This is a genomic window from Rothia uropygialis, assembly GCF_004137765.1.
Lineage (GTDB): Bacteria > Actinomycetota > Actinomycetes > Actinomycetales > Micrococcaceae > Rothia.
This window is the reverse complement of record NZ_NOIS01000001.1, coordinates 605,808-623,559: the sequence shown is the minus strand read 5'-3', so window position 1 is coordinate 623,559 and position 17,752 is coordinate 605,808. Positions and strand designations below refer to the sequence as shown.

Here is a 17,752-nt window from a genome sequence, read left to right as displayed (position 1 = left end):
AAGCATGACTTCAATGAGCCCCTACAACGATGACATGCGTTTGGCGCACGTCATTGCCGATGCCGTTGACCGCTACACGCTCGGAAAATTTCAGGCTCAGGACTTCACGGTTGAGACAAAGCCGGACTTGACTCCGGTCACGGACGCCGACCGCGAGGCCGAACAACTGATCCGTTCACATCTTTCCCGCGCTCGGACCCGCGACGCCGTCGTGGGCGAGGAATTTGGGGCAACCGGTTCCTCACCTCGCCAGTGGGTCGTGGATCCCATTGACGGTACGAAGAATTTCGTCCGCGGAGTTCCCGTATGGGCAACATTGATCGCGCTGATGGACCAGGGCAGGCCGGTCGTCGGGTTGGTATCCGCGCCCGCCCTCCAGCGACGCTGGTGGGCGGCGGAGGGCAGCGGCGCCTTCACGGGCCGTTCCATTGCCAAGGCGAGGCGCCTCAGCGTCTCTGGAATAAGCTCGCTGCACGATGCTTCGCTGTCCTTCTCTTCACTGTCCGGGTGGAAGGATCTCGGCCGTCGCGAGCAGTTCCTCGATCTCACCGACCAGGTTTGGAGAGTCAGAGCCTATGGAGACTTCTGGTCCTACTGCCTCCTGGCCGAAGGCGCAGTCGATATAGCCTGCGAGCCTGAACTGAACCTGCACGATATGGCGGCTTTGGTTCCGATCGTGACCGAGGCGGGAGGCCAGTTCACATCCCTCGATGGCGAGGACGGCCCGCACGGCGGCAATGCCCTCGCGACCAATGGACATCTGCATCGCAGAGTACTCGACAAGCTGGCCGCCGGCGAGCCGGAGTCCTCATTGTCGGGTGGGTCCACAGCCGCCGAATACTAGAGGCACTCTTGAGCACGAAAAGGCCCCGCTGCCGAATCATGGTAGCGGGGCCTTTTCGCGTCAATCTCGCCTCGGGGCCCGGAATCAGTAGTTCGACTGGATGTAAGAGTCAACGCATTGTTCGAATTCTGCGCTGTTGGCCGAGGAATATCCCCCGCACTGTTGGGCGGCGTCATTGGCAACCGACAGGCCGATCGCAAAAAGCACACCGACAATAACGGAAAGAATCACGCCGATCGCGCCGAGGACGATACCGATGATCGGCATGGCCTTACTGGCGCCTTGGGTTTTGCCGAGCTTCCTGACCGCGACAATGCCGAGCACTATGGCTACGATTCCGGCTATGCCGGGAAGGACCAACCAGCACAGGACGACGCTGGCTATACCGCAGATGAGAGCGGCCAGGCCCATCCCCCAACCGTTCGGACGCTCGCCGACCCGAGACGGGTATTGCTGGTAGTTCGGCCGACCATAATTATTCGGCTGGTACTGAGGTTGGCCCGAGTCGTTCATCGGATAGGCCTGGTTGTTCGGAGCCCCGTACCGAGGCTGCCCGTTGTACTGATCGTTGTACGGTTGTTGGCCGTTGTCGTGCGGCAACGGCTGATAGCCGCGTTCTTGTTGGCCATAACGATTTCCGTCGTCGGGCTGACGGCCGACGGAGGAGCCGTGGGATGGGTAGTTACCGTACTGGGGCTGTTCCCCGGTCGCTTCATGGCCCCCGTTGCTGTGTATGCCGTCAGAGGACTGGGGGTCTCTCTGGCCGAAGCGCGGAGCCGAGCTGTTCTCTTCGGAGTTTGGCTCGTGGTTCTCAGATGAGGGGTTGTTGGTCATAGGAGACTTCTCCTCGTTTCCGTGGGCTCGACGTGGTTCACCGCATTTGTTGTATACAGGCCATTTAATCACACTGTCAGAATCGGCTTGCCGGCTCTATTTTCGGGAAGAGTCTCTGAAACGGCTATGCGGCCCGCAGGCTGTTGCGGATATAGCAACGCCCGGGCCTCACACATGAGGTCCGGGCGTTGTGAAAAGTGGAGATGCGGGGAATCGAACCCCGGTCCGATGCAGCTTTGCCAGGGTTTCTCCGGGCGCAGTTTGTGAATCGGCGTTTTCGGCTCCGGCACTCCCACAAACTGGTTGCCGCCGAACCTATCCGCATAAAAGTCCCCTAGCCCCCTACGGAGAGGGACTAGAGCAGTGGCCTTCTAAACTGATACTAGGAACCGGGTCGAAAGCGAACCCGGGCTAGCAGACTGCTCTGGCTACTTACGCAGCGAGAGCGAAGTCAGTGCGCTTTTCAGATTTGGCACTTATTGTTTTGCAGAGAACGTTAACGAGATGACTCTACATTCTCGGCCCGCTTCACCTGCCGCAACTGGCATCGTCGAAACCGATCATCCCCATATTTGGTTTTCAATCTTCTTTTCCGTAGGGTCGTCAAACTTTCTTGCTTTTCAACCCTTCGGACTTCCCTACTATACCCCCGTCACGACGCTTTGGAAACCCCGGCCACCTCCGAGAATCCGAAGTCTGCCCGACCGAGGCGGAGGCGCGAAGCCGTCTCTTATCCGCCCGGAACCACGTCGTCGGAAGCTGAGGGGCACACAATCGACTAGACTGGGTGGATATGGCTTCCACCGACTTTTCCGCAGCAATCAAGGACCTCCGCGCTACCTATGCTCAAATAGAACAGGTCAGCGACGTCGAGGGGCTCCGTGCGACCATCGCGGAACTCTCAGAAGCCGCGGCCGCCCCCAATCTCTGGGACGATCCGGACGCGGCTCAGAAAGTCACTTCCAAGCTCTCGCACCGTCAATCGGAGTTGGAACGCCTCGAAAAGCTTCTGGGCCGAATCGATGACCTCGAGACCATGGTCGAGCTGGCTCAGGAAGAGGAGGACGCGGATCTGCTCCACGAAGCCGACTCGGAGCTTTCCTCGATCCAAAAAGCCTTGGCCGATCTCGAGATCGTTACATTGCTTTCGGGAGAATACGACCCTCGGGAAGCCGTTATCACGATCCGTTCCGGAGCCGGCGGCGTCGATGCGGCCGATTTTGCCGAGATGCTCATGCGGATGTACCTGCGCTGGGCCGAGAAGCACGGTTATCCGGCCAAGGTGCTGGACACGTCGTATGCGGAGGAAGCCGGACTCAAGTCCACGACCTTCGAGATCAAATCCCCCTATTCTTTCGGCAGGCTTTCGGTGGAGGCAGGCACTCACCGACTCGTTCGTATATCCCCTTTCGACAACCAAGGTCGGCGACAAACATCGTTCGCGGCGGTCGAGGTCATCCCCCTGATCGAGCAGACAGACAGCATTGACATCCCGGAGAACGAGATTAAAGTGGATGTGTTCCGCTCTTCCGGCCCGGGTGGTCAGTCGGTCAATACGACGGACTCTGCTGTTCGCATGACGCACATACCCACGGGCATCGTCGTCTCCATGCAGAACGAGAAGTCGCAGATCCAGAACCGGGCTGCCGCTCTGCGCGTTTTGCAGTCCCGTCTGCTTCTTCAGCGCCAAGAAGAAGAGAACGCGAAGAAAAAAGAGCTTGCCGGGGACGTCAAGGCCTCATGGGGAGACCAGATGCGTTCCTATGTTCTGAACCCGTACCAAATGGTCAAGGATCTTCGGACCAACCACGAAGAAGGTAATCCCAGTGCGGTTTTCGATGGAGCCATCGACGACTTCATTGACGCCGGAATCCGATGGCGCGCCGGTCAACGCCAGGCGGACCATTCATAGTCCATTCACCGATGCCCTGACGGGCAGAAGAACCAGATCAACAGACTCATGGCTAAAAAGAACGACGACGGACGCAAGGTCATAGCGACCAACCGCAAGGCCCGTCACGATTACAACATCCTGGATACGTATGAGGCCGGGATCGCCCTGCTGGGTACCGAGGTCAAGTCATTACGAGACGGAGGAGCCTCGATCGTGGATGGTTTCTGCCAAATGACCAGGGGTGAACTGTGGCTGGAGAACATTCACATCGCCGAATACGGTCATGGCTCCTGGACCAATCACGAGGCCCGACGGCGTCGGAAGCTCCTCCTCCACCGTCAAGAGCTCCACAAGCTGGATCAGAAGACCAAGGAAACCGGCTTCACGGTCGTGCCTCTTCAACTCTATTTCCGCGATGGCAAAGCGAAGGTCGAAATCGCTCTGGCCCAGGGCAAGAGAGAATACGACAAAAGGCACGCCCTGCGCGAGGCCCAGGACAAGCGTGAGGCACAGCGTGCCATGCGCTACCGCAATCTCGGTTAGCGGGAGGAGTTGTCTCCCTTCGGATCATCCTGCTGGGTATAGGCACGCTGTCGCTCCCTCGAGCCCATGGTGATGTGGCGCAGGTCCATCTGATCGTCGAAGCCTGACCCCAGGGCACCGGCAACGACTCCCATGGAGGCGCTCAGCCACGCGATGGCCATGTAGTTCGTGATGCTGACGTCACCTCCGATCACACTCCCCATGAACGTCGGATCGATAACAATGACCCCTGCCACAAAGATGAAGATCCACAGCGCTATGTACAGTGCGACGACGCAGAACAGCAGGGTTGTGACCGTGGACAGGTTGTACAGCAGCACGATCACCGACAATCGGTCGTATTTCGGTTGTTCCCAAAGCCGATTGCTGAAAAGCAACCAGCCGACCATCGAGATCACCGCAAGCGCCGAAATGACGAACAACCTGTTGGAGCTCAGCGTCTCGGACATCTGCCAGATCGAGTTGTAGAAGATGCCAAAAGCACCCGTTGCAGAAGCAGCCGCCAGCGCCCTCGAAAGCTTGGGCGCCGTCCGCCACGGCTCGTTGGCCATGATGACGCCGAACACGGTGCGGGGCAGGCCTGTCCGGGGGTTGGCGAGCATGATCAAGCTGGATCTGTCGTCGCGACTGACCCACTGCCCCCAACCGTCGTCGATATAGGTCTCCGCGACGTGTTCCGCGTTCATGAGTCGGTACGTGCAGTCGGTGACGACCCGTAGGAGTTTGGACTTGGTTGCCCACGCCCCCAGCGTCGGGCAGGAAATCACGGCGACTCGCTCATCAGGATAGGCTTCGGCAATGAGTGGACGCTTCTCAAGGTAACGCGGGATCTCGGTCAGCAGCACGACCACGTCGACACTTCCCTCCGACAGATGCTCGACGAGGCGGGTTTCGAGGGTATTGTCCGGGCGAATCCGAATGAGTTTGCTCTTCGTTTCCACCCTGATCTTCAACTTGGAGAGCACCTGCAGGCGGTTCTCCAAAGAGTCGCGAATCGCGGACAGCCGGCCCGTCGGAAGGCCGGGGTCGGCAATTACGTGGACGACCATTTCTGCTGGAGCCGGCGCGTTTGTCATTTGCATTACTTTACCCCCGTCTTCCCGTTAAACGAGTAGTGGCCCACTGCCGAGAAAGCAGTGGGCCACCCTCGTGATAGCCCTAGCCGTCCGGCCGAAGATGCGCGACGGCGTCCCGGATGTCGCCATCTTCGACGATCTTGCCGTTTTCGAGCACGACGCCTCGCTCGCACAGACGTTTGACCATGTCCAGGTCGTGGCTCACCACGATCAGGGTCCGGCCGCGCTGTGAAAGCTCCTTGATCTTCTTGATGCATTTTTTCTGGAACGGCTCGTCGCCGACGGCCAGAATCTCGTCCACCAGGAAGATCTCGGGATCGGTATGCACCGCGACGGCGAAAGCCAACCGCAAGTACATGCCCGAGGAATAAAACTTGACCTCGGTATCGATGAATTGTTCGATCTCCGAGAATTCGACAATGGAGTCGAACTTCTCGTCGATCTCTTCCCTGGTCATGCCCAGGATCGCGCCGTTGAGGTACACGTTGTCCCGACCGGTCAGATCAGGGTGGAAACCAGCGCCGACTTCGATGAGCCCAGCAATCCGGCCTCGCGCCACGAGGTCGCCCTCATCCGCGTGCATAACGCCGGAGATCAATTTCAACAAGGTCGACTTGCCCGAACCGTTCAGGCCGAGGAGAGCAACACGCTCACCCTCGTGAATATTCAGCGAAACGCCGTCCAGGGCGTTGAATTTCTCCGAAAGATCGCCCTTGCGCCCTTTGATGAGCCATACGAAGGCTTCCTTCATCGAACGCGTATGTCTCAAGACGAAGCGTTTGACCAGATTGTCGATTTTGATGACCACCGGTTCCGATGAGGGAACGTACGGCGGCATCGGCTTCGACAGCTCGGGGTCGTTATCGAGCCATGACACTATGAATCAGAGCTCCTGTGCAAAGTTGCCTTCGAACTTGCGGAAGAGCAAGTCGCCGATAACAACTGTAACGATTGCGATCACGATGGCGAGCGGGGTCCACAGCGAAAGCAGATGAGGCGGAACGTGCCACTCCATACTGAGCGTGGGGTACCAGAACGCGTAGTGGAATAGCTCCACCGCAACGGTAATCGGGTTGGACAGGTAAAGGTGAAGGACCCAGTCCGGAGCCTTGTCAGCGACTCTCTCCCACGGGTACATAATCGGGGACGCCCAGGTCAGGACCATGACCAACAGGTCCACGAGGTTCTCGGAATCGCGGAAGAAGACGTTGGCGACGCCGAAGATCAGTCCCAGACCATAAGCGAAGGCCGTCAGGATACCGAGGCCGACCACCGCACACGCCAGTTGCATAATGTTGGGGTGCCAGCCCACCACGAAGTCCGCTATCAACAGGACCAGAAGTTGAGGCACGAAGTGAATGAGCCCAACCCAAATGGTCGATACCGAGAACAGCTCCCTTGGCAGGTAGATCTTTTTGATCAGCGCCCCGTTGCCGACAAAGCATCTGGCCCCGTTCCCAAAGGCTTCACCGAAATAATTGATGAGCACGATGCCGGAGAACAGGTAGACGGCGTAATTCTCGAGACCCTTGTTCAACTCCAAGAAGACGCCGAGGGCCATGTAGAAGACAATGAACTGTACGCCGGGTTTGACGTAGGACCAGAGGATACCGAGAATCGAGCCGCGGTACCGGACCTGGAGTTCCTTGTCGACGAGGAGCCGAAGCAGGAATGTGTGCTTGAAGACGTCCAGCAGGCCCCGGCCTCGACCGGGGCGCTGGAACTCTCTATTGCTGATATCTGTCATCGCTTCAGTTCGGAATCCGTATGCTGATCGAAGGTTTGCTTCCATGCCTCAAGTGAGGTGATGCGAGTTGCCGCCTCGCGATACTGCTTCCTGAGGGAAGACCAGTTGCGCAAGATTTCGGCGTGCAGCCGCGTCGCTTCGACGAGCTTGTTCCGCAACTGCTCCGGCTGGCGACGGTACCACGAGACTGCGGTGCCTTCCGCGTTGGAAACCAGTGCGGAATCGTATTGAGACATTCGCCACCACCGATTGTCCTGGTGTGCGATATGCGTTTGCGGGTGCTCGTGGAAGGCAGGGTCAACGGGCTTGACGAGTTGTTTGGTGACCGTTTTGATAGCCCACGGGACGAGGGATTTGTACGACGGTGCTCGGAAGCCTCTTCCGTTTCGGGGAGGCTTCGACATATAGGGTTCGGGGAATGCCTCGATGTCCTCCTTGAACTGGGCGTCGGAGTATTCCTTCATCAGCGCCCTGATTTCGGGAAGACGTTGCGGCTGGATCTCGTGCAACTGATCCGGCCCCTGGAGCACGTCCCGCAATGCCAGGATGCGACCATGCTCGGTGAAGTACTGCATGGAGATCAAGTGCTTGACGTCCGCATAGGACGATTCGCGCAAGAGTCTCCCGCCGCGTTCATACGGCGAGTGCAGCAGTGCTGCGATGATCCGGTTACGAATGTGGAAATAGGCTTGCCATCCGACCAAGTCGTCCTTGTCGATCCAGGAGACGTGCCATACTGCGGCACCTGGCAGCGAGACCGTGTGGTAGCCGGCCTTTTTGGCCCGGAGCCCGTATTCGGCGTCATCCCACTTGATGAACACGGGCAACGCCAGGCCCAGTTCCTTGATGACCTTGGTCGGGATGAGGTCCATCCACCAGCCGTTGTAGTCAACGTCGACGCGGCGATGCAGCCATGGGGTGCTCCGGAGATTCGACTTGAGGAAGTCGTGCCCCAGGGTTTGCTCCTCGTGCGGCTGATCGGGCTGGAATCGATAAGTATTGACGATCTCGCCGAACGTGTGCAGAACCGTCCGATTGTACAGATCGAACATGTGACCGCCCACGATGGTCGGCTTGCGGCAAAGATCAGCGAAAGTCAGAAGTCGTATGATCGATTCCGGTTCCACCACGACGTCGTCGTCCAAGAGCAGCGCATAATCACTGCCGTTCTCCACGGACTCGTACATGCCGCGGGAGAAGCCACCGGAACCGCCAAGGTTCGATTGGTTGATGATCCGGAGCTTGCCCTGCAGTGTAGCGGCGACTTCTTCGAAATCGTCCTCGTCCTGAACCTTCTTGTTTCCCTGATCGACGATCAGGAGTTCTTGGATCGCGTCCAGCGCTTCCGGGCTCTGGGCCAAGGAACGAAGATTGTTGAGGCAGAAATCCGGCTTGTTGAGCGTCGTGATTTCGAGCGTAATCCGGCCCGGTTTGGTCTCAGCTTCGGTGTAGCCGTTCCAATCCGCTTTCTCCAGGACCAGGGACTCGTTGCCGGCGACCAAGTCGAACCAGTACCAGCCGCCGTCACCGAAGGGCTTGAGGGGCAGATCGAAGGTCGAGTGCGATTTGCCGGAGACCCTGCGGGAGTCCACGCGCTGAAGCGAACCTCGCGCATTCGACTTGTAGATGATGACCGTTCCCTCACCCTGGGTGTGAACGGACAGGCAAATATCTTCGATGCTCGTCCAGCGTTTCCAGTACGAGGCAGGGAAGGCGTTGAAATAGGTCGCGAAGGACAAGCGCGCTCCGGCACGAATCAGAGTCGAGCGGCGGTCGATGAAATCTTCCGCGTGCGTATCCGACATGGGGCTGGATCCGTAGCTATCCGACTCTGACGAGGTCTTCTTGGACGACGATGGGGCGTCGTTGGTGCCCAGAGAACCGTTCATGGTCGACAGTTGCACACCCGTCGCTTGCCCCGAGTCGACGTACAGCGGGACCGTGTCCATCTGTTCGGCCGGAGGAAAAATGACGCGTTGAAGGGTCTTGATGTTCTTGGTCTTGGGTTCCGTCGGTTGACTGCTCACGCGTCCACTCCCCCGCTTTCGAGCTTCTGGCCGCCTTGGAAATGCGACCTGATCTTGTTGTCGAACATGGACAGCGCAGAGCCGATGGCCATGTGCATGTCCAGATATTTGTAGGTTCCGAGGCGTCCGCCGAAGAGAACCGATTCCTCTCCGCGGGCCAGGTCGCGGTACTTCAATAGCCTCTGACGGTCCACATCGGTGTTAATCGGGTAATACGGCTCATCACCCTTTTCCGCGAATCGGGAGAACTCGCGCATGATGACGGTGGCGTCCTTCGTGTAGTCCCGTTCCGGGTGGAAGTGACGGAACTCGTGAATACGGGTGAACGGCACGCCCTCGTCCGGGTAGTTCATGACCGAACAACCCTGGAAGTCCTCCATCGGGAGCACCTCTTCTTCGAGATCAATCGTGCGCCAGGAGAGATCCCCCTCGGCATAGTCGAAATAGCGGTCCACGGGCCCCGTGTAGACGACCGGTACCTGGCCGAGGACCTTGGAGCGGGAGAACTCGTGGCTGTCATCGAAGAAATCCGTGTCGAGGCGGACCTCGATATTGGGGTGATCGGCCATCCGTTCGAGCCAGGCGGTGTAGCCGTCGACGGGGAGGCCCTCATGCGTGTCGTTGAAGTACCGGTTGTCATAGGTGTACCGGACGGGGAGACGATTGATGATCGACGCCGGCAGGTCCTTGGGATCGGTCTGCCACTGCTTGCCGGTGTAGTGCTTGATGAACGCTTCGTAGAGCGGGCGACCAATGAGCTGGATTCCCTTGTCGTTGAGGTTCTCCGGATCGGTGCCCGCAAGTTCCCCGGCTTGCTCCTTGATGAGATCCCGGGCTTCCTGAGGGCTGTACGCCGAACGGAAGAATTGGTTGATCGTCCCCAAGTTGATCGGCATGGGGAAAACCTCGTCATTATGCCGTGTGTAAACGCGGTGGACGTAGTTGGTGAACTCGGTGAAGCGGTTGACGTAATCCCACACCCGCTCATTGGAAGTGTGGAACAGGTGCGCACCGTAGCGGTGGACCTCGATTCCAGTCTTCTCTTCCTTCTCGCTGTAAGCGTTACCACCGATGTGCGAACGGCGGTCAAGAAGGGCAACCTTGAGTCCCAACTCCGTCGCCGCTTGCTCGGCGATGGTCAATCCGAAAAGACCAGATCCTACGACCACTAGATCTGCGTTCACGCAAAACTCCTGTTGTTCTTGAGCCAGGGCCGCTGATGGGCCCGAGGGCTGACGTGTCCGCGTCCGACCTTTCGATCACACACGGATCTCTCGATTTCGATCCTAGTAGAAAGCATGCGGCGGCAAATCATCTGTTGACCCACAGCATCGATTCTCCAGGAGTCCCGACCTACCAAGCTACAACACGGTGGTGAGACATGCCTTAAGCCCAGCCGAACGTCGAGAAGTTTTTCAGAAATAACCCTCGATCAGGGACAACGCCTTCGTCCGTCCACAACCGCATTGATCCCCGGGGTATCCGGGTAACGGTACACAATTGTTGGCCACTTTGGCCGTTTCGGGCGGAGACCGTCAGAATACGGCGTTAGATCACCGTATGGAGCTCAATATTTCGATTTTTGATCCAACGGTTTCACGAGGGTTTTCAATGAGGGTCTCAGCATCCGTCGGGACGCAGGGGGAACTCATCGAAGAACTCCTCAACGAGCACATCGGCCGTCGGTTAACGTGGCATGTAGGAGGTATCCCACTCCATCAAGCGAAGTTCGGAACCCCACCGTTCATCGAAGGAGCCATGATTCGCGCTTCAGAGGGTTCGTCCCTGCCAGCCGAGGCAGCGCCCCTCAGAATCACCTGCACCGAGGGTTTCGCGGCGGGGACCAGCAGCCCGATCGGGAGGGGCACTTACACCGTGGGGCGGGACCTCGCTGATATTTCTTTGAGCAATCCGCATCTACCTCCTTTCGCGGCCATACTGAACGTCACTGACCAACATGTCGTCTTCCGTCCGGCCAATCGGAGACCTGTGACCAAGCTCGCATGCGGAGAGACTATAACTGTCAACGGATCGCGTCTCGAGCTCGAGGAGTCCACCAGAAAACGCCCCCTGTCCGTCTCGTACCTTCCCTTGCCCAAACAAGATCTCCGCTTGGCCAGTCATTCGGAGGGGTGGAAAACCTTGCTGGTCACCGGCCTCTTGCCGATCCTGTTCGGCATGGTCACTGCGTTGGTCTGGAATATGTGGTTCATGCTCCTCTTCGGCTGCATGAGTTCGATCGTGAGCCTGGCCCACTGGTGGACCAAGGGCAGAGGCAAGACCCGCCATCGAAAACTGTTCGGAGAAGCCCGTTCCCGTGAGCTCGATTCCATCGCACGCCTCGTACCTCCCATTGGAGCCCGAATTGCTGAGGTCATTGTTCGGCTCGAGTCTCCTACGGCCTGGAGCAGAAGTCCTCCGTCGCCACTTGGAGGACTTCCCTATGAGACGACTTCACAAGAACTGTGGGTCAGGTGGGGGCGAGGCCCTCGCGTCCTTCACATTTCGGACAGGTTTTCGAGCCCGACCTGCACTGCGCAGAACATGCCTCTGTTGACGAGCCTTCGGGTCCCTCATCTCCTGTTGATGAGTACTGACGGTCGCGAGGACGGCATGGCGACGCTGCTTGCCCATTTGTTGGTGGACGGCTTGTCCCTTGAATGGGCCGGTTGTCCTGAAGACTGCGACATCTGTCGAGAGTTTTCGCGACGTTGGGGACAGGTCGTGACCGTCTCCGTGGACGGGGCGCCGTTGTTCTCCAGTTCTCCCGTTTCGTTGGTATGCGCGAACCGATTCAGGGTGGAGAACGGTCCAGGCATGGTCGTTTTCATCGGATTGGACTCTTCCCACCTCTTACCACCTGCCGAATGGGGTGGGATTCTAATCAGCCCATCCCCCGACGGACTTGTGATCAGGCCCGAAGACGCGGCGAAAGACGGCTGCATAGGTACGGCGAGCGGAGCCGGAATGATTTGCTCTGCACCGGATATTCCACCGCTGGACCTCTTGGAGATATTGGCCCACGTCAATCGTTCTTTGCTTCCCGCCAGCCGGCACGTGACCTCCTGCCGGCTGTCCACACGGGAAGACCTCGCGATCGAGACCGCTTCGGACCGCTGGTCACTGTCGCGAAAGGATGCAGCGCTCGTGGTCGATTTCGGGCGAGAGACCAAAAGCGGGAAGCTTCTGAGCTACGACTTGAATGAAATCGGCCCACATTGCGTGGTTGCCGGGACGACCGGATCAGGGAAATCAGAATTCTTGCGAGGAATTCTCACTTCCTTGGCTCTGCGGTATCCGCCGGACCGTATTGGGTTCATCCTCATCGATTTCAAGGGCGGGACCAGCTTCGGACCTGTAGCTCGTTTGCCGCATGTCCACTCGACTCTCTCCGATCTGGACGAACCTGTCATCCTCCGAGGGTTAGCATTCATCGAGGCGGAAATTCGCCGCAGGGAATCGCTCTTCGCGGATCTCAAAGCACACTCGTGGCCGGAATACACCAAAGGGTTCTGTGGTGATTCCGGCGCGAAGCGGTGCCCGTTGCCGGAAATCCTGGTTGCCGTCGACGAGTTCAGGCTCCTGGTCGACACGTTCCCCACTGCCATGGACAGGCTCATGCACGTAGCGGCGGCAGGCCGATCGCTCGGCATCCACCTCGTCATGTCTACCCAACGGCCACAAGGGGCCATTTCTGCCGATATTCGGGCGAACGTGTCGATAAACGTCTGTTTCCGCGTCGCATCTGGACCCGAATCCGTCGGTGTGATCGGCACTCCACAAGCAGCTGAACTTCCGGCTACTAGCCCGGGCACGGGATACGTGAGCGTTGCCGGCTCGGTCCTGCATTTTCACGCCCTTCATGTCGATGCTCTCCCCAGGACGCCACCGCTCAAGCCCTTGAGGATCCCACGGGCATCGCGCCGTGAAGTGGGTGATGTCCGAACGGAGAAGACGTCCGCGTCGACAGACTCGATTCTCGGGGACCATATCGCTGAATTCACGGAACGGGTTCGAAGGATCGAATCGGATTCCACGCCTCCAGTCATACCTCCGCGTCTGGACAACCGGATTGCTCGCTTCTCAGATCCGCGCATGGTGGCAGGCAGTATGGCTACGGCTGAGTCTCAAAGCCTGTACCTGGGCCACGGCGAAATCCCCCGACGTGCTTGGCAAGGCCCTGTGTTGTGGACGGGTCGGGAACTCGGCGCACTCGAAGTCGTCGGACCTGTTCAGCGTCAACTGAGTTTCGCCACAAGACTCTTGATGTCAGCGGCAATGGCGAATCAGCCGATCTACGCAATCTCTTGCGATCCGGAACTTCACCGTACGATGACCGAGGCGTCGGCGGCAGGGCTAGATATTCGTGGCGCGGCCGATCTGGCGGACCCGCTCTTCGTTGTAGAAGTCCTGGCGGAGCTCATTCGCACGCCGCGGAGCGGCCCTTCGAATCCTGCCCTAGTGATCGTTCAGGGCACCGACAGGCTCCTCGAGAGCTTCGTGGCTTTCGGCTACGACCTCGCGAAGAACATTCAGGATTTGATGATTACTCACGGCGCCCACTGGAATCTCGCGCTTCTCGGGGGCAAAAGACTTCCGCCCGACATCCGACAATACTGCCCCGCCAAAATCTGTGCCCAGGCTTCGGGTTCCAACGAATTTCGACTTTCTCACCCACGCGAATCCGCCGAACTGCTCGACGACCTGTGGGTCTGCGAAGGAACGATGAGCCGGAACCGGGGACCTTTGGGGCTGCTTCCACCTTCGCGGAATGCGACCAGGGACCTCGCCGACTTGATCCGGGCCAAGCAGGACAGCGATTCGACAAAACGACGGCCGATCGCACCTGTCATGAATTTGCCGTTGATGAGGAGACCGCAGCCGAAATTGACGTGGTGCCTGCCAGACCATCGCAGATCGAGCGCTCGAGTCGCTGACCCAGAGCCGTGTCCAGCCGGTCCGGGACAAAAGCCCGGAATCGAAATCCTGGTAGGTGTGAGCTCGCCTCTACCGAAGGAATGCCGCGCTCGGGCGGTACCGGGAGAAGCACTCGCGTTGGTCTACGCGTCGCGTACCGCTGAAGAACAGCTCCTGGACGTACTGACGAATTTCAACCCACATCTGGGCTGGCGAATCTTCGAGACCGGAAACAATCCAATGGCGCCCGGGCTGGGCCAGGCGCAGGAACGTAGCCATGCAGGCTCACGCCCAAACGTGGCCGTTGTCCGAGATGTGCCGAGCTGGTCTGTTGCCGAGATGGATCGGGTCGATGAGATCGTTCATTCCCATCGTTTGACGATTCTCACTTTTCCCATGGGATCACCGGCGACGATCACCTGCCGATGGGCCGAATCGATACGCTGCGCAACGAGCGCGATTTTCGCGGGACCGATCCAGAATGGTTCGTGCGGGTTTCGGCCCGAGCCTGCGCCTCCTTACAAGCTCCGCCTCGACGAAGACGAAGGATTTCTCCTGTCACACGGGACGTGGGAGCGCTTCAGGGTCCCCCGTGTGGCTGGCAGCTCTCAGAATCCGCGTCACATCGAAGCGGAACTATCTCTCGCGGAGTCCGTTCGCCCGCAAGAGGTGGTTCTGGACAGGGGCGCTGAACAACAGGACACCGACAATTACTCCGTACAGGACGGGAACTGCCACGAGTAACCAACCCCACGCGGATGCCATCTGCATTGCGATAACAATCAAAAAGATCTGGGTCAACAATATGAGCGCCCGTGGCCACAGACTGCTTTTGACGGTGCTCCGAGCTGCTCCTATGAGCCACAGGCCATATCCGATGTACAGAAAGGACATAATGACGATCGCGCCAAAAGGCATGGCGTGGTCCTGGAAGAAAACTTCGACCGTTTGAAAAATTCCTGCTCCGACAAGACAGAGACCCTCGAGGCTCACAAGACCTGCCAAGATGAAAACGGGGCGGGAAGGACTCACGCGGGGCTCATTCTCCAAGCGTGCTTCTTCCGATCGAGAGTCAGTCATGGGCCCATTCTAACGGGACCGATTTGTGCCAGCCGATCCACCAAAAATTCCCGCTCAACCGCGTGATCACGCCGGGGATGGTTTCCGTGTCAAGCGCTCTTGAGTGTGAGATAAAACATCACTTATGTGTCGATTTGACAGACCGATCCTCTTGTTCACGAGAAGTTTACGTGGGAACCTTTAAGAAGTTCTCAATCAAGCCCCCGTCCTGGGGGCTCTTTATTTGTATTACTCGCTGGCGAACCGATTTTGGAGCGTCATGACGGGGCATCACATGTGAAACAAGGAGCGTGCATCGATGGATTGGCGCAGTCGCGCAGCCTGTCTCGAAAAGGACCCTGAGCTTTTCTTCCCGGTTGGAAATACCGGTCCGGCCCTCCTTCAAATTGAGGAGGCCAAAGCCGTCTGCCGAAGCTGCACCGTCATGGACACCTGCTTGCAGTGGGCCATGGAAACCGGCCAAGACTCCGGTGTCTGGGGAGGAATGAGCGAGGACGAGCGACGCGCAATGAAACGCCGCGCCGCACGCGCCCGCCGCGCGTCCTAGACGTCTACGTCTGAATGGACACGCCCCTCATATCAATGGCGCCGCCCCCGTAAGATTTCTTCTTCCGGGGGCGGCGTTTTCTGTTGGGTGTCGGCTCAATGAGGCCGCTCAGACTATGACCGGTCAGCGGCCCGCTCGGGAATTTGTGCGGTGATGACCACCTCGGTTCCGCCGCCGATACGCGGACGCCAGACTATGGATCCCTTAAGCTCGCTGGCGACGAGAGTCCGGACGATCTGCATTCCAAGGCCTTCTCCCTCGGAAGGGGGCCGGTAGGCGGAGACGCCCGATTCCTCGATGTAGCTGTCTCCCATCCCGATACCGTCATCTCCCACGGTCACGATGAGTTCTTGCCCGCCATCAGTTGCATCGGCTCGACGCCCATCGAGCGTAACGGTCCCGGAATGCCCATCGAGTCCGTGCTCAACGGCGTTGGCCACGATTTCGTTGATGATCAAGGCTAGCGGCGTGGCCAGTTCACTAGGAAGCTGACCGAACTCGCCCGTCATTTCGGTTGAAACCGCCTGTCCTGGTGAAGCCACCTCGGCCGCAAGGTGGAACTGCCGGTTGATCAGCTCGTCAAAATCAACGTTCTGCGTCAGACCCTGCGACAGGGCCTCGTGCACCATGGCGATCGTGGCCACACGACGCATGGCCTGCTCGAGTCCCAGCTTCCCCTCGGAGGAAGTCATTCGTCGGGCTTGCAGACGCAACAACGCTGATACAGTCTGCAAATTGTTTTTGACCCGGTGGTGAATTTCTCGGATCGTCGCGTCCTTGGTCATTAATTCCAATTCGCGACGGCGCAGCTCCGTCACGTCACGGCAGAGGAGCAACGCCCCGAACCGCTCCTCCCCGCGTCGCGTCTGACGCCTCAACGGGACTGCCCTGAACGTGATGCTGACCTTGGGCGTGCTGACCTCGCCTCTCCACGGCATGCGTCCAGTGAGAACGAGCGGGAGAGTCTCGTCCGCTTTCTCGGCGGCGGGGAGAAGGTCTCGAGTCAGATCGGCGAGAAGGTTCCCGGTTAATGCGTCCGCAAATCCAAGTCGTCGGTAGACCGATACAGCATTCGGAGATGCAAAGGTGACTCGGCCTTCTGCGTCCAAACGGATAACGCCGTCACTGACCCTCGGGTTGCCGCGCGAAGTCTCATTCGACGAGCTGAAGTCCGGCCACGCGCCTCGGGCGACCATACTGAGGATCTCTCGTGCGGTCTCACGGAAGACGGTATCGAGTCTTCCCTGCATTCGACCTGATTGTTCGCCGTGGTGCAACGACAGAACGGCGACCGTGCGCCCGTTTCGGACGAGAGGATACAGAACTACGCGCATCGTCGACTCCGCATTCCAGTCCACTCTGTCCAAGAACTGAGTCGCCTGGTCGTACCAACAAGCGCGCGCGGCCGTCTCCACCTGCGAGCTCATTCGAAGCCCCACCATGTCTCGATGGAAGACGGTTTGCGTTGTCGAGGGCCTAACGTGCGCCATCCCCAAGAATCCGGCTTGTGGAGCGGGGCCGCCTTGCCCTTTTCCGCTTCGCTCACTCGATTGAAATTCTTCAGGGAACCACAGCACGAGGTCACCTTGTGCGAGATCGGCAATCATTTGCCAATCCCCAACCAAAAGGTGCAACCACTCTGAGTCGCCCGGGCCGAATTCGCCGGTTTTGAGTAGAGGTTCCGCGAGCGTCATATCGTCCTTGCAAGTGGAGTGGCTGTCTACTCACCATCCTAGAGGCCGACGAGGCGCCCTCCGTAGTCGTTGCGCCTGAATTGCTCGACCTGAAGTGTGCCCCATCAGCTTCTGACAAGCTGTCACGGCGACTCGGGCCTCACAGTCAGGTTCTCTTTGTGGGCAATGCCGTCCTCGATCCGGGCAACCGAGGGTAGTTCATATTTGGGTGAACGACTTGAGGCGGTGAATAACCCGAGATATATACGGTGTGTACTCTCGGACGAACCGCTGATTCTCAGCATCTCGGAAGGACTCCTCCCCGTGACCGCGCGACGCTTTCTTACTTTGGCTGACGTCGCCGACATCCTGAATATCTCCGTATCGCAGACGAGGGCCCTGGTACGTTCCGGGGAGCTTCCCGCCATCCAGATCGGCGGTCGGGGCCAGTGGCGCATAGAACGTTCGGTCCTCGAGGACTACATCGCCGAAGGATACAGAAAGACGGCGGAACTCATCCACCATCGAGACGACGTCGTTCGATAGAAGCCCCTGCCCTTCGGACCGTAG

General features: G+C 58.7%; 13 protein-coding genes and 1 other RNA gene. 6 read left to right on the top strand and 8 right to left on the bottom strand.

Annotation, left to right across the window (positions count from 1 at the left end; all coding sequences use genetic code 11):
- Positions 1-4 precede the first annotated feature (4 nt).
- Positions 5-844: a histidinol-phosphatase gene (hisN, locus tag EWV35_RS02805; RefSeq protein ID WP_129657918.1), complete on the top strand. Its 840-nt coding sequence runs from the start codon at positions 5-7 to the stop codon at positions 842-844.
- 84 nt (positions 845-928) lie between these two features.
- Here hisN and EWV35_RS02800 read toward each other — a convergent pair whose 3' ends face one another.
- Both EWV35_RS02800 and ssrA read right to left on the bottom strand, forming a co-directional pair.
- Positions 929-1,678: a DUF4190 domain-containing protein gene (locus EWV35_RS02800; RefSeq protein WP_129657916.1), complete on the bottom strand. Its 750-nt coding sequence runs from the start codon at positions 1,676-1,678 to the stop codon at positions 929-931.
- Positions 1,679-1,873: 195 nt separating this feature from the next.
- Positions 1,874-2,246: a transfer-messenger RNA gene (gene ssrA, locus EWV35_RS02795) on the bottom strand.
- A gap of 225 nt (positions 2,247-2,471) precedes the next feature.
- Between ssrA and prfB the strand changes: the two genes are divergently transcribed.
- Together prfB and smpB are read left to right on the top strand one after the other, a co-directional pair.
- Positions 2,472-3,590, top strand: a complete 1,119-nt coding sequence (gene prfB / locus EWV35_RS02790; protein ID WP_129657914.1) for a peptide chain release factor 2 — start codon at positions 2,472-2,474, stop codon at positions 3,588-3,590.
- A gap of 48 nt (positions 3,591-3,638) precedes the next feature.
- Entirely contained in the window at positions 3,639-4,115 is a 477-nt protein-coding gene (gene smpB, locus EWV35_RS02785; protein WP_129657912.1) for an SsrA-binding protein SmpB, read from the top strand.
- Here the strand turns inward: smpB and EWV35_RS02780 are convergent.
- From EWV35_RS02780 to glf, 5 genes are all read right to left on the bottom strand, one after another.
- Positions 4,112-5,191, bottom strand: coding sequence for a hypothetical protein (locus EWV35_RS02780; RefSeq protein WP_238654059.1), 1,080 nt, complete (start codon positions 5,189-5,191; stop codon positions 4,112-4,114). The genes smpB and EWV35_RS02780 overlap by 4 nt on opposite strands.
- Positions 5,192-5,273: 82 nt before the next feature.
- Positions 5,274-6,029 carry an ABC transporter ATP-binding protein gene (locus EWV35_RS02775; RefSeq protein WP_129658272.1) on the bottom strand — a complete coding sequence of 252 codons (756 nt, stop codon included), beginning with the start codon at positions 6,027-6,029 and terminating at the stop codon, positions 5,274-5,276.
- 45 nt (positions 6,030-6,074) lie between these two features.
- A complete protein-coding gene (locus tag EWV35_RS02770) occupies positions 6,075-6,938 on the bottom strand; it encodes an ABC transporter permease (protein WP_193554064.1) in 864 nt (287 codons plus the stop codon).
- Entirely contained in the window at positions 6,935-8,887 is a 1,953-nt protein-coding gene (locus tag EWV35_RS02765; protein WP_129658270.1) for a glycosyltransferase, read from the bottom strand. The genes EWV35_RS02770 and EWV35_RS02765 overlap by 4 nt, the downstream gene beginning before the upstream one ends.
- A 74-nt stretch (positions 8,888-8,961) precedes the next feature.
- Positions 8,962-10,149 (bottom strand): UDP-galactopyranose mutase, encoded by a 1,188-nt coding sequence (gene glf / locus EWV35_RS02760; protein ID WP_129657908.1) that lies wholly within the window; start codon positions 10,147-10,149, stop codon positions 8,962-8,964.
- Between the two features lie 427 nt (positions 10,150-10,576).
- Here glf and EWV35_RS02755 point away from each other — a divergent pair, with 427 nt between their 5' ends.
- Both EWV35_RS02755 and EWV35_RS02750 read left to right on the top strand, forming a co-directional pair.
- Positions 10,577-14,626 carry an FtsK/SpoIIIE domain-containing protein gene (locus EWV35_RS02755; RefSeq protein WP_165168300.1) on the top strand — a complete coding sequence of 1,350 codons (4,050 nt, stop codon included), beginning with the start codon at positions 10,577-10,579 and terminating at the stop codon, positions 14,624-14,626.
- 634 nt (positions 14,627-15,260) lie between these two features.
- The gene (locus EWV35_RS02750) at positions 15,261-15,509 is read left to right on the top strand and encodes a WhiB family transcriptional regulator (protein WP_129359941.1); all 249 of its coding nucleotides are present in this window, start codon (positions 15,261-15,263) and stop codon (positions 15,507-15,509) included.
- Positions 15,510-15,622: 113 nt separating this feature from the next.
- Here EWV35_RS02750 and EWV35_RS02745 read toward each other — a convergent pair whose 3' ends face one another.
- A complete protein-coding gene (locus tag EWV35_RS02745) occupies positions 15,623-17,203 on the bottom strand; it encodes a sensor histidine kinase (RefSeq protein WP_129657904.1) in 1,581 nt (526 codons plus the stop codon).
- 303 nt (positions 17,204-17,506) lie between these two features.
- Here EWV35_RS02745 and EWV35_RS13255 point away from each other — a divergent pair, with 303 nt between their 5' ends.
- Positions 17,507-17,728, top strand: a complete 222-nt coding sequence (locus EWV35_RS13255; protein ID WP_193554073.1) for a helix-turn-helix domain-containing protein — start codon at positions 17,507-17,509, stop codon at positions 17,726-17,728.
- The last annotated feature ends 24 nt before the right edge of the window (positions 17,729-17,752 follow it).